This is a genomic window from Sinorhizobium sp. 7-81 (assembly GCF_030124405.1).
GTDB classification, from domain to species: Bacteria; Pseudomonadota; Alphaproteobacteria; order Rhizobiales; family Rhizobiaceae; genus Sinorhizobium; species Sinorhizobium psoraleae.
Map to the genome: position 1 here is coordinate 1 of NZ_JASKLT010000026.1, position 13,061 is coordinate 13,061.

The 13,061-nt window shown below is 59.1% G+C and carries 7 protein-coding genes and 3 pseudogenes; all 10 read right to left on the reverse strand.

All coding sequences use genetic code 11. The annotated features are described in order from the left end of the window. Window positions 1-105: 105 nt before the first annotated feature. Window positions 106-702, reverse strand: a pseudogene (fghA, locus tag QN224_RS31630) (S-formylglutathione hydrolase); the annotation flags it as partial. Between the two features lie 84 nt (window positions 703-786). Continuing rightward, window positions 787-1,914 carry an S-(hydroxymethyl)glutathione dehydrogenase/class III alcohol dehydrogenase gene (locus QN224_RS31635; RefSeq protein WP_283979891.1) on the reverse strand — a complete coding sequence of 376 codons (1,128 nt, stop codon included), beginning with the start codon at window positions 1,912-1,914 and terminating at the stop codon, window positions 787-789. Window positions 1,915-2,062: 148 nt separating this feature from the next. Then, a complete protein-coding gene (locus tag QN224_RS31640; protein ID WP_283979892.1) occupies window positions 2,063-3,265 on the reverse strand; it encodes an FAD-dependent oxidoreductase in 1,203 nt (400 codons plus the stop codon). 10 nt (window positions 3,266-3,275) lie between these two features. Continuing rightward, window positions 3,276-3,587 (reverse strand): MocE family 2Fe-2S type ferredoxin, encoded by a 312-nt coding sequence (locus QN224_RS31645; RefSeq protein WP_283979893.1) that lies wholly within the window; start codon window positions 3,585-3,587, stop codon window positions 3,276-3,278. Window positions 3,588-3,654: 67 nt separating this feature from the next. Next, window positions 3,655-4,671, reverse strand: coding sequence for a sterol desaturase family protein (locus QN224_RS31650; protein ID WP_283979894.1), 1,017 nt, complete (start codon window positions 4,669-4,671; stop codon window positions 3,655-3,657). 355 nt (window positions 4,672-5,026) lie between these two features. Continuing rightward, the gene (locus QN224_RS31655; RefSeq protein ID WP_283979920.1) at window positions 5,027-6,382 is read right to left on the reverse strand and encodes a Glu/Leu/Phe/Val dehydrogenase; all 1,356 of its coding nucleotides are present in this window, start codon (window positions 6,380-6,382) and stop codon (window positions 5,027-5,029) included. A gap of 142 nt (window positions 6,383-6,524) precedes the next feature. Next, window positions 6,525-7,015: pseudogene (locus tag QN224_RS31660) on the reverse strand (UPF0262 family protein). Between the two features lie 255 nt (window positions 7,016-7,270). Next, window positions 7,271-10,734: pseudogene (gene pyc / locus QN224_RS31665) on the reverse strand (pyruvate carboxylase). 21 nt (window positions 10,735-10,755) lie between these two features. Then, complete coding sequence (locus tag QN224_RS31670; protein WP_283979895.1) at window positions 10,756-12,417, reverse strand: electron transfer flavoprotein-ubiquinone oxidoreductase; 1,662 nt, start codon at window positions 12,415-12,417, stop codon at window positions 10,756-10,758. A 9-nt stretch (window positions 12,418-12,426) separates the two neighbouring features. After that, on the reverse strand, window positions 12,427-12,999 hold the full coding sequence (locus QN224_RS31675) for a hypothetical protein (RefSeq protein WP_283979896.1): 573 nt from the start codon (window positions 12,997-12,999) through the stop codon (window positions 12,427-12,429). Window positions 13,000-13,061: the final 62 nt, after the last annotated feature.

Genomic DNA, 13,061 nt, shown 5'->3' on the forward strand with positions numbered 1-13,061 from the left:
GATCATCTTCTTCCATCACAAGGTGTCCACCTATTTTGGTGGACACCTCATGCATCAGAGCACTCAACAGCAAAAGGTGCGGGGAAATTCGCGCTTACGCTCGTTCGGACGGAGCCCATCTTCCAGGAAGCTGTCAGTCGTCCCCTGATCGACGAGCATTTCCGGAAATCTGCGTCCGTCCTCTATGAGCGCGCAGGCATCGTACTCGCGCCTCCGAGATACTTCTCCAATGCCGGCTTCGACCATCCGGAGACGCTCGGGCGGCTAATCGGGGCGAAGGCCGAGCAGCTTCGGTAACGATCCGGATTCTTGAGAGCGATGGTGATCGCCCCGTGTCCGCCCATCGAATGGCCGAAAATCCCTTGCCGCTCCATGTCGGCGTTGAACTCCTCAGCCACCAAGGCCGGCAGCTCCTGGGTGATGTAGGTGTACATCTGATAGTTCTCGGCCCATGGCTCCTGCGTCGCGTCGAGATAGAAGCCGGCGCCCTTGCCCATCTGGCAGTTTTCGGGCTCCCGGCACCGCATCGCCTCTGGGACTTGTGTCAGGGCAGACGATGATGATGCCGAGATGTGCCGCAAGCCGCCTGGACTCTCCCTTATCCATGACGTTTGCGTGCGTGCAAGTGAGGCCGGAGAGATACCAGAGGACTGGACATGCGCGTTCGGCGGCCTGCGGTGCGACGTAGACGGCGAACGTCATCTCGCACCCGCACGCTTGCGACGGGTGTGAGTAGACGCCCTGTGTTCCGCCAAAAGACCTTTCCGTCGAGATCGTCTTCGTGCGTCAGTAGACCACCATGCCGCGGATGGACTTGCCCGCATGCATCAGCTCGAAGCCCTTGTTGATGTCGTCGAGCGGCATGGTGTGGGTGATCATCGGGTCGATCTGGATCTTGCCCTGCATGTACCAGTCGACAATCTTCGGCACGTCGGTGCGGCCACGCGCACCGCCAAAGGCCGTGCCCATCCAGTTGCGGCCGGTGACGAGCTGGAACGGACGCGTCGAAATCTCCTGACCAGCGCCGGCAACGCCGATGATGATCGATTTGCCCCAGCCGCGATGCGACGATTCCAGCGCCTGGCGCATCACCTTGGTGTTGCCGGTGCAGTCGAAGGTGTAATCGGCGCCACCGATGAGGTCGCCATTGCGCTTCGTCAGATTGACGAGATAGGGAACGATGTCGTCGCCGACCTCCTTCGGATTGACGAAATGCGTCATGCCGAATTTCTCGCCCCAGGCCTTGCGGTCGTTGTTGATGTCGACACCGATGATCATGTCGGCGCCGGCAAGGCGCAGGCCCTGCAGGACGTTGAGGCCGATGCCGCCGAGACCAAAGACGATTGCCGTCGAACCGATCTCCACCTTGGCGGTGTTGATGACCGCGCCGATGCCGGTGGTCACCCCGCAGCCGATATAGCAGATCTTGTCGAAGGGAGCGTCGGGATTGACCTTGGCGAGGGCGATTTCCGGCAGCACGGTGAAATTGGCGAAGGTCGAGCAGCCCATATAGTGATGGATCTTGTCCTTGCCGATCGAAAAACGCGAGGTGCCGTCCGGCATCAGGCCTTGCCCCTGCGTCGAGCGGATGGCGGTGCAGAGATTGGTCTTGCGCGACAGGCAGGAATAACATTCGCGGCATTCGGGCGTATAAAGCGGAATGACGTGATCGCCCTTCTTCACCGAGGTCACCCCCGGGCCGACATCGACGACGATGCCGGCGCCCTCATGGCCGAGGATCGCCGGGAAGAGACCTTCCGGATCCGCGCCCGACAGGGTGAAATCGTCGGTGTGGCAGATGCCGGTCGCCTTGACCTCGATCAGCACTTCGCCGGCCTTGGGGCCGTCCAGCTGCACGGTCATCAATTCGAGCGGTTTTCCGGCCTGAACGGCTACGGCGGCGCGAACGTCCATGTCGAATTCCTTTCAACTTATTACGCGATAGATGATGGGCTTGTGGCTTAGAGTTGCTATCGCGATCATCTTTAGAGTAGTTCGATTTTTGATTGCCGCTTTGTCGTGCAGCCATTTAGTTGACCACGGCTATTTCGGCACATCCACTTCAAGCAAGCTGCGTCCGTTTCAGAAACGATTTAAGGCTTACAGTTGGATCAGCGAGAAGCTTCGTATCCAAGCTTACCTGTGTATCAATAAGCATTTCCGCTAACCGAATGTCTTTGGCGATAGCGCCGCCAGTACCGAGGCCCGCAGCAGCCGCCAGGCGTCCGTGCTCGTCAAGGAAGAAAACAATCTCGGCACCATCAACCAGATGACGGGTTATGTTTACATGGTCCCTTGATGGCAGCCCGACGACCTGCAGCCCGAGCTCATATTGATCGGACCAGAACCAAGGCTGGGTAGTGATCGGTTGCGCTCCGCCAGCCATATTGCGCGCGGCGATCTCCCCTTGTACGCGTGCGTTACGCCACGTTTCGTAGCGCGCGGTTTTCCCTGCACCAAGATCGAGGCGGGCGCAGTCACCAGCCGCAAAGATATCGGAGACAGAAGTACGAAGAAAAGCGTCTACGAGAACGCCGTCTTGAGTAGAAACTCCCGAAGCTTTGGCAAGGGAAATGTTGGGAGCAACGCCGATCGCGGTTATGACGACATCCGCCGCGACAAGGCTTTTATCTGTTAGACGCACCCCAAATTTGTCGATCTCTTCGACGATTGCATCAAATCGGAATTTGACGCCTTCCTCCACATGCCTTTCGTGAAGACGTCGCGCCAGTACATCTGGCACCGCCCTTCCGAGCGGACGCGTTGCCACATCGATCACGGTTACATCGATGCCAAGTTTTTTGAGACAAGCTGCCAGTTCCATTCCGATTAGGCCGGCTCCGATGATAGCGAAACGAGCGCCGGTGGAAGCCATCTCGTAGAGCCGCTTCGCATCTTCCAGCGTCCGTAGAACGTGAGTGAGTTCTCCGCCGGGGCAGGTTAGTCTGCGCGGCGTTGCGCCGGTTGCTAATAGGAGGCGCTCGTAGGGAAGATGGCCTTGTTTGTCTAGGGAAATAACCTTTCTAGCCGAATCAAGCGACGTCACTCGTGTACCCGGCAGGTAGGTTATTCCAGCAGCTTCCAACTGGGCGGTATCGCAGATCAACTTATGCTCTATGCCCCTGTTCGAAGGTTTTGACAGCGGTGGCCGCTCATAGGGCAAGCTTGCCTCGTCGCCGATCAAGGTCACCGGTCCGTTGTATCCGGCTTCGCGTAGTGCGTACGCTGCTCGGGTTCCACACTCGCCAGCGCCGACGATGACCATTCCTGCCCGTTCAAATCTCAATCCAAACACGGCCGTCCTCGATTTTGGCTTGATAGGTTTTGAGATCGACGCACGGCGGCATGCGCAGCGCCTCGCCGGTTTTGTAGTCGAATACCCCGTCATGTTTGGGACATTCGATCGTGTTGTCCATCACCAGACCATCCGCGAGGTGAACCTTCTCATGCGTGCATAAGCCGTCCGTGCAGAAATATTCATCTTCAGGACTGCGAAAGATAGCAAAGGTGCGCCCGCCGAAATCAAAGCGGATCACCTCCTCCTTCTCAATTGCTTCTGTAGAGCAAGCTTCCACCCACTGTGCCATTCTAATTCCTCGGATTCTAATGTTCTGAACGAGGAGCGGTATTCCCCCTCCTTTGACCGGCGTGAGTTCAAATTGGTTTGGATAATTTCTTGTTTACGCGCTCTTTTTTCTTTTGATAGCGAGCGTGCATTCGCGCATCAGCTTCCTTGCTGCCGTCATGGTAAGTTCCAAACCACTGATCGAAAGGGATCAACCCGCCGCCGTAGTTCACCTCAAAAAACTTGTGGTGGAGGTAGTGGACGTAGTCGTCGCCATCCACGAGGATGTCATCGGCAACTTCGATTTTGTTAAAGCCCACGTGCCCTACGATTGCGCCGAACCCTGTGTAGTGCAATTGGTAAAGAGCGAGAATGGGATTAGAGGGAATTGCGAGATGCCAAAGGGCTTCCCCGAAGTAACCCAGCTGCTCTATCGGGTGCATCGATAGAGACGACCACGGTGATGGGTTAACCGAGTTGTGATGTACCGAATGAATCCATTTATATAACGGGCCCCAATGGAGAAGTCGGTGCAGCAGATAGAAATGCGTAGAATGAATAAGAGGCACTGCCAGGCCCACTGCCAAAAGATACCACGGATGTTCCGTAAAAGTCATCCAAGGTGCATATCCCCAAGCATAAGCGTATAGGATCACAACCTCGATCGCGGTCCAAATGGGCAAGCCGGTGCCGAAGGTGCGGATCATGTTGTCTATATTTTGCCGTCCGAAGAAAAAGGCTTCGCTTCGTTGCTCGGCGGGAAATTTGCTGTTGTACTTGAACCTGTTCTCCTGGCGGCGCAAAATGTAAAGCCGCAGTTCAAAGGCGCCGTAAAACAGAAACACGGCTACACAATTGACAACGAATAGGCGCAGAATCCAAGACCTCGCCAGAGTCTTTGTCACCTCAGGATCGGGCACTACGAAATGCCAATATGCCACTGCGGAAGCCGCGAAAAGCAGGTTCCACGGCAAGAAATAATGCGGCAACCACTTTAGGAATGCGATCGGCCGTGGCGGCAGTGCGAACAGTGGTGCGGGTTGCGCATTGGCGTTTGGAGCCCAGTCCCCGCGCTTGTTACGGGTACCGTATTTGAGATCGTCCATGACTTCCTCCACAGCCGTACATCCCTCACGCATGAAGCATGAGCGAACGAGATAGTTGATAAGCGGCTCCATGATGGTCCGTCCTGCCGCGTAAAGGAAAGGTCCACTTGCTGCCTTAGAAAAGATCCACTATCGGGCCGCCTTTCAAAAGGTGCTAAGCCCTACCTAATGCTGGTCGACAACGCCAACGCGATGGCTGGGCGAGGTGCGAAAAACGGAGTCGCGTTTGCAAATGAAAGTCGTACTCTCAGCCATTTGCGTCGCAGCCCCTCCCGACCTGTATTGAATAAGATGAGCTTATACGCACATGTATGCCGCGACACAGACTGATAATGCTGTGTGAGAGCAACTCCAATCAAATGCCTATCGCTTCGTAGGCATCGGCGATCTGCTGGATGGATGCGACATAAGCGGCAGTCCGGTAGTCGCCGAGTTCCGGTTGCTGTTCGATCAGATCGGCAATGCGCGCCCAGGTGCTGCGCATGACGTCTTCAAGACCTGAGCGCACCAGGTCGATCTCGGCGCCGCCTTCGAGGAACTCGTCGCGCATGTCGGCGGGGAATTCCTTGCCCGTCATCCGCTCGAGGACGGTGGCGATGGCATGGTTGCGCCGCTCACGCCGACGCCGCTCCATCAGGCCGAACGGAATGTGCGTCAGGTTCTTCACCCACTCGAAGTAGCTGACGACCACGCCACCGGCGTTGACGTAGAGATCGGGAAGGATCGTCACGCCGCGGGCGCGCAGGATCTTGTCCGCATCGAAGGTGATCGGCCCGTTGGCAGCTTCGACGACGAGATGCGCCTTGATGCGCTCGGCGTTCTCCGCATGGATGGCATTTTCCATCGCGGCCGGGATCAGCACATCGCACGGCTGTTCGATGCCCGTCATGTCGCCGGCGAACGAGGTGCCACCGTCGAAGCCGAGGACGCTGCCGGTCTTGATCTGATGCTGCTTCAGCGCCTCAATCGCGAGGCCGTCAGGATTGGTGACATAGCCGTCCCGTTCGGCGACGACGGTAATACGTGCACCATCCTCTTCCGACAGGAACTTGGCAGCGTGGTAGCCGACATTGCCGAAGCCCTGAACAATCACCGCGGCGCCCTTGAGATCGCGCTTGCCGTTCAGGCCGACGGTCCTGGAGTCGCGCAGGAAACTCTGGATCGCGAACTGGACACCGCGGCCGGTTGCCTCGGTGCGTCCTGCAATACCACCCTTCGACAGCGGCTTGCCGGTGACGCAGGCGCGCGCATTGACGACGTCGGTCGGATTGGCGCGGCGGAACTCGTCCATCATCCAGGCCATTTCCCGCTCGCCAGTGCCGATATCGGGGGCTGGAACGTTAACGCCGGGGCCGATCAGGCCGCGCTTGTTGAGCTCCTGCGTGAAGCGGCGAGTGATGCGCTCGAGCTCCTGCGGCGTCCATTCGCGCGGATCGATCTTGAGCGCGCCCTTGGAGCCACCGAAGGGAACGTCGACAAGCGAGCACTTGAGGGTCATCAGAGCTGCAAGCGCTTCCACCTCTTCGGCATCGGCATTGGCAGCATAGCGAATGCCACCCTTCACCGGTTCGCAGTGCTCGCTGTGCACCGATCGCCAGCCGATGAAGCTATACATGCGGCCGCGCAGTCGCACGCCGAAGCGAACCGTGTACGTCGAGTTGCACTGGACGATGCGTTCAGCCAGTCCGTCCGGCAGATCGAGGAATGACATGGCATGGCGGAAGTTCTGGTCGACGCATTCCAGAAACCCAGCCGAAGCTGTCTGGCTCGCCTGGATTTCCGATTTCGAGATTGCATTCACCTGGTGGTTCTCCTTGTTCGAAGCTCTAAGTCGGCTGAATGCTTGTTTCAGCTCAGCAGATCTGATGCGGGGAATTGCGCGCCAGAAGCGCGTAAATCAGCGTGAACAGCCGGCGCGCCGTGTCGTTGTCGATAGCACCTTCGTCGAGAGACGCTCTCTCAACAGTTCGGCGGCCTCGTTGTGGATGCCGCGACGTCCCATGTCGATCGCCTCCAGACGCTCGGGTCCGGGGCGCCTGATCGCGTCGTAGTAGCTGTCGCAAATGCGGGTGTAGTCTTTTACGAGTCGACGAAATGGAATGAGAGACAACTCATGGCTTGCGACGTCTGCACCACAGTCCGTTGTAATCCTCAGCTTAAGGTCTGAGCTGCTAAGGGCGAGCTTGAGGCAATATGGTCTCCCGACATGTCCGACCGGTATGAAACTGTTAGTTTCGATTAAATTTCGAAAAGCGATATCTCGCTCGCGTACAACGCGCCCGTCATGATTGAGCAGCGAGCGATCCACCAAAACATCATAAAGCCGAAACTCACCGGCGGGCACGTTCTCTTCCCTCCGCGCGCTTCAGGCGCGTGCGCGTGGCGCAGCCCGTTTCTGCACAGACCCGCAACCACTTGAGCAGCTGAAAAGAGAACGAAGCTTCCTTCAACATCAGTATTGTTCCGAGAACCTCAGCTGTCCTTCAGCGACGATTTACCTTGAACCCTCCCCAGCGCGATTTCACTTTGGGTCACGAAGTGGTTAGTTGAGAGATCCCCTTGCCGTTCGCTGGGAGGGCCACTAACGAGCCCTTCAAAGTTATTTTGACCCGTAAACAACGAGCAGGTCCTTGGCGTCGATCTGGTCGCCGGCGCGCACGAGCACCTCGGCGATCACGCCATCCTTCTCGGCGTGCAAAGCCGTCTCCATCTTCATCGCCTCGATGGAGAGCAGCACGTCGCCGGCCTTGACCGACTGGCCGGGGTGAACCGCCACGGTCGAGATGACGCCTGGCATAGGCGCGCCGAGATGGGCGGCGTTACCGGCTTCCGCCTTGCGCCGGATCGCCGCGGAGGCGCCGCGGTTGCGGTCCGGAACCTTGATCGAGCGCGGCTGGCCGTTCAGTTCGAAGAACATCTTGACCATGCCCTTCTCATCGATCTCGCCCTGCGCCTGATTGAGGATGACCAGCGTCTTGCCCTTCTCGATATCGGCGAAGAGCTCCTCGCCCGGCGCCATGCCATAGAAATAGGCCGGCGTCGGCAGGACGCTGACGGGCCCGTAGGTCTCGGCGGCCAGCGCGTAATCGGTGAAGACCTTCGGATACATCAGGTAGGAGGCGAATTCGAAGTCGGTGACCTCGCGGCCGAGCTTCTCTTCGATGCTTTTGCGCTCTGCGTCGAGATCGGCAGGCGGCAGCAGCGAGCCCGGCACCGCCGTGTACGGCTCTTCGCCTTTCAGCGCCTTCTTCTGCAGCGCTTCCGGCCAGCCGCCCGGGGGCTGGCCGAGATCGCCCTTGAGCATCGAGATGACCGATTCGGGGAAGGCGATATCCTTCGCCGGGTTCTCGACGTCGGCCACGGTCAGGTCCTGGGAAACCATCATCAGCGCCATGTCGCCGACGACCTTGGAGGACGGTGTAACCTTGACGATGTCGCCGAACATCTGGTTGGCGTCGGCATAGGCCTGCGCCACCTCGTGCCAGCGGGTCTCGAGTCCGAGCGAGCGGGCCTGCTCCTTCAGATTGGTGAACTGCCCGCCTGGCATTTCGTGCAGATAGACTTCCGAAGCCGGACCCTTGAGGTCGCTTTCGAAGGCCGCGTATGGTGGCGCACCGCCTCCCAGTAGAAGGACATGCGGCGGATCCATTCCGGATTAAGGCCCGGATCACGCTCGGAACCGGCAAGCGCCTCGACGATCGAGCCAAGGCAGGGCTGCGAGGTGTTGCCGGACAACGCGTCCATCGCCGCATCGACCGCGTCGACGCCGGCATCGACCGCGGCGAGAACCGTCGCCGCTGCAATGCCCGAGGTGTCGTGCGTGTGGAAGTGGATCGGCAGGCTGGTCGCATCGCGCAGCGCCTTGAACAGCAACTTGGCGGCAGCCGGCTTCAGTAGGCCCGCCATGTCCTTCAGCGCGATGATATGCGCGCCGGCCTTCTCCAGTTCGGCGGCAAGTGCGGTGTAATACTTGAGATCGTACTTCGGCCGGGCGGAATTTAGAATGTCGCCGGTATAGCAGATCGCCGCCTCGCAGATCTTGTCCTCCGCAGCCACCGCGTCCATCGCGACGCGCATGTTCTCGACCCAGTTCAGGCAGTCGAAGACGCGGAAGACGTCGATGCCTCCGGCAGCAGCCTGCCGGACGAAGTATTTGACGACGTTGTCAGGGTAATTCTTGTAGCCGACGCCGTTTGCCCCACGCAGCAGCATCTGCAAAAGCAGGTTAGGCGCGGCTTCGCGCACGAGCGACAGACGTTCCCATGGATCTTCCGTCAGGAAGCGCATCGAAACGTCAAACGTCGCGCCGCCCCAGCATTCGAGCGATAGCAGGTTCGGCAAAGCGTGCGCATAGGTGCCGGCGATCCGGGCGATGTCATAGGTGCGCATGCGCGTTGCCAGCAGTGACTGGTGGCCGTCACGCATCGTCGTGTCGGTCATCAGCACGCGCTTTTCGTTGCACATCCACTCGCCGAACTTCTTCGGGCCCAAACGGTCCAAGAGTTGTTTCGTCCCGTCTGGCACCTTCGAACCGTTCTTGTAGGGAACGATCGGCTTGGCGAGACCGGCTGGTGGCTTGGGCCGCTCCCTGGCCTCCGGGTGGCCATTGATCGTGACGTCCGCGAGATAGGTCAGAAGCTTCGTTGCGCGATCCTTCCGCTTGACCTGCTGGAAGAGCTCCGGTGTCGAGTCGATGAAGCGGGTGGTATAGCTGTTATCCCGGAACTTCGGATGTGTGATGATCGCTTCCAGGAAGGTCAGGTTGGTCGCAACACCACGGATACGGAACTCGCGCAACGCGCGGTCCATGCGCGAAATGGCCTCGTCAGAAGTTGGTGCCCAAGCGGTCACCTTTTCAAGCAATGGATCGTAGTAACGTGTCACGACACCGCCAGCGTATGCAGTCCCTCCATCAAGACGGAGTCCGAAGCCGGATGCCTGGCGATAGGCGGTGATGCGGCCATAATCCGGAATGAAGTTGTGCTCCGGATCCTCGGTCGTGATGCGGCACTGCAGGGCATGGCCGTTGAGGCGAATGTCCTTCTGCTCCGGCACGCCCGATTCTGGCATGCCGATCGCAAAGCCGTCGAGGATATGAATCTGCGCCTTGACGATATCGATACCGGTGACGACTTCGGTGACGGTGTGCTCCACCTGGATGCGCGGATTGACTTCGATGAAGTAGAATTTGCCGGTGTCGGCATCCATCAGATACTCGACGGTGCCGGCGCCGATGTAATTTGTGGCGCCTGCGATCTTCAGCGAGTAGGCCGCTAGTTCCTGGCGCTGCGCCTCGCTAAGGTAAGGTGCCGGCGCTCGCTCGACGACCTTCTGGTTGCGGCGTTGGATCGAGCAGTCACGCTCGAAAAGATGCACGACATTGCCGTGCGTATCGCCGAGGATCTGGCTTTCGACGTGACGGGCGCGCTCGACGAGCTTTTCCAGATAGACTTCGTCCTTCCCAAAGGCGGCCATGGCCTCGCGCTTGGCTTCGGTCACCTCGCGGGCCAGATCGGCCTCGGCGCGGATGACGCGCATGCCGCGTCCGCCGCCACCCCACGAGGCCTTCAGCATCACGGGATAACCGATCGCCGCAGCCATCTTGGCGACCTCAGACATATCATCGGGCAGCGGCTCGGTGGCCGGCACGACGGGGACGCCGACGGAGATTGCCAGATTGCGCGCGGCGACCTTGTTGCCGAGCTGGCGCATGGTATCGGCCGTCGGGCCGATGAAGATGATACCGGCCTTATTGCAGGCGTCGACGAATTCCGGGCTTTCCGAAAGCAGACCGTAACCCGGATGGATCGCATCGGCGCTGGAAAGCTTGGCGACGCGGATCACCTCATCGATCGCCAGATAGCTCTCGATCGGCCCGAGGTCGCGGGCAAGATGCGGGCCGCGGCCGACCTGATAGCTTTCGTCTGCCTTGAACCTGTGCAGCGCCAGTTTGTCTTCTTCCGCCCATATCGCGACCGTTTTTATGCCGAGCTCGTTGGCCGCGCGAAACACGCGGATGGCAATTTCCGAACGGTTTGCAACAAGTATCTTGGATATGGGCACAGGTTATTCTCGCTAGAGTTATTACATATTCGGATAGACCGGCCCCTCACCACCCTGTGGCGGAACCCAGTTGATGTTCTGATTCGGGTCTTTGATGTCGCAGGTTTTGCAGTGGACGCAGTTCTGGGCGTTGATGGCAAAGGTGTCCTTGCCATCCTTTTCCACCCATTCGTAGACGCCGGCCGGACAGTAGCGCGTCGAGGGACCGGCATAGATGTCGTGCTCGGACGACTTCTGCAGCGCCATGTCCTTCACCTGCAGATGCACCGGCTGGTCTTCCTCGTGGTTGGTGTTCGACAGGAACACCGAGGACAGACGGTCGAAGGTGAGAACGCCGTCGGGTTTCGGATAGGCGATCGGCTTGTGCCTGGAAGCCGGCTCCAGCGAAGCCGCATCCGTCTTGCCGTGCCTGAGCGTACCGAAGATCGAAAGGCCGAAGAGCTGGTTCGTCCACATGTCGAAACCGCCGAGCGCCACGCCGATTGCCGTGCCGAACTTCGACCACAGCGGCTTGACGTTGCGCACCCTCTTCAGGTCCTTGCCGACGTCACTTGAGCGCCAGTCGTTCTCGATCTCGACCACTTCGTCATTGGCACGGCCTGATGCAATCGCCGCTGCGATCCGCTCGGCGGCCATCATGCCCGAGAGTACGGCATTGTGGCTGCCCTTGATGCGCGGCACGTTGACGAAGCCCGCCGAACAGCCGATCAGGGCACCGCCGGGGAAGGAAAGCTTCGGCACGGACTGCCAGCCGCCCTCAGTGATCGCGCGCGCACCATAGGAGAGGCGCTTGCCGCCCTCGAAGGTGCCGCGGATCGCCGGATGCGTCTTGAAGCGCTGGAACTCCTCGAAGGGGTAGAGATAGGTGTTCTTGTAGTTCAGATGGATGACGAAGCCGACGGCGACGAGATTGTCTTCCAGATGGTAGAGGAAGGAGCCGCCGCCGGTCGACATGCCGAGCGGCCAGCCGAAGGAATGCTGCACGAGACCCTGCTTGTGGTTCTCGGGCTTGACCTGCCAGAGTTCCTTGATGCCGATGCCGAATTTCTGCGGCTCGCTGTCCCTCGACAGGTCGAACTTGGCGATCAGCTGCTTGGCGAGCGAACCGCGCACGCCCTCGCCGATCAGCACATATTTGCCCATGAGCGCCATGCCGCGGGTGTAGTTCGGACCGGGCTCGCCGTTCTTCTCGATGCCCATGTCGCCGGTCGCCACGCCGACGACGGCACCCTCGTCGTTGTAGAGCACCTCGGTCGCGGCAAAGCCCGGATAGATCTCGACGCCGAGTTCTTCCGCCTTTGTGGCGAGCCAGCGACAGACGTTGCCAAGCGAAACGATGTAGTTGCCGTGGTTGCTCATCAGCGGCGGCATCATGAAATTCGGCAGACGCACGGAGCCAGCAGGACCGAGCACCAGGAAGTGGTCGTCCGTCACCTCGGTCTTGAACGGATGGTCGGCCTCGTCGCACCAGCCAGGCAGCAGGCGGTCGATGCCGATGGGATCGACAACGGCACCAGAGAGGATGTGCGCGCCGACTTCAGCCCCCTTCTCGAGCACGACGACTGACAATTCAGGATTGACTTGCTTCAGCCGGATCGCAGCCGAAAACCCTGCAGGACCGCCACCGACGATCACAACGTCGAATTCCATGCTTTCGCGTTCGGGAGCTGCTACGTTTTCCATGTTTTTTCCCTAGCTGCGAATGATGCCGAGGATGAGTGTCGTCGCAACGATTGCAAGCCATACTGAGGAGACGCGCTGGATCAGAAGCAGACGCGTTTGCGTCTTCTGGCTTCCCAAAAGAGCGCCCAATCCGCCCCAGGCAATCGCCATTGAGACTGCCAGGAGAACGAAGATACCGAGCTTCGGCAGAAACCGTTCATCCGTGGGCGGAGGCAGGAGGACGAGGGCGAAAACCAAGGCCTTCGGATTCAATAAGGTGGTAAAGTAAACACGCCGAATTGTGATCTCGTCATAACGCCCAACATAGGCGCCAATCGTCCAGAGTTTGACCGCGAGATATAGGACCCAGCTTGCTGCGGCGGCCTTGACTAGCACCGAAACCGCCGGCCATTTTGAGATAATCTCGGCTCCAAGCAAGGTTAAAGGTAGTATCGTTGTAAAATATCCCCCCAGCTCAGCTGGTAGCAATTGAACAGTAGACCGAAGGCCTTTGCGTAAGGCAGCTAATCCCACCAGCGTATTTGTGGGTCCGGGTGTCGCAAGCAATGCAAGAACAGCGAACACGTAAGCAGAATAGGTCATAGGTAAATCTTGATGCGGCCATCTGGATGAAAACGACTGGATCGAGCCCTGTGCTGGGCCGA

Excerpts from the sequence above, each read along its gene's own strand:
- QN224_RS31655 (WP_283979920.1), bottom strand. The coding sequence starts at position 6,382 with ATGTCATTCCTCGATCTGCCGGACGGACTGGCTGAACGCATCGTCCAG.
- QN224_RS31640 (WP_283979892.1), bottom strand. The coding sequence starts at position 3,265 with ATGGTCATCGTCGGCGCTGGCGAGTGTGGAACCCGAGCAGCGTACGCA.
- QN224_RS31650 (WP_283979894.1), bottom strand. The coding sequence starts at position 4,671 with ATGGACGATCTCAAATACGGTACCCGTAACAAGCGCGGGGACTGGGCT.
- QN224_RS31670 (WP_283979895.1), bottom strand. The coding sequence starts at position 12,417 with ATGGAAAACGTAGCAGCTCCCGAACGCGAAAGCATGGAATTCGACGTT.
- QN224_RS31645 (WP_283979893.1), bottom strand. The coding sequence starts at position 3,587 with ATGGCACAGTGGGTGGAAGCTTGCTCTACAGAAGCAATTGAGAAGGAG.
- QN224_RS31635 (WP_283979891.1), bottom strand. The coding sequence starts at position 1,914 with ATGGACGTTCGCGCCGCCGTAGCCGTTCAGGCCGGAAAACCGCTCGAA.
- QN224_RS31675 (WP_283979896.1), bottom strand. The coding sequence starts at position 12,999 with ATGACCTATTCTGCTTACGTGTTCGCTGTTCTTGCATTGCTTGCGACA.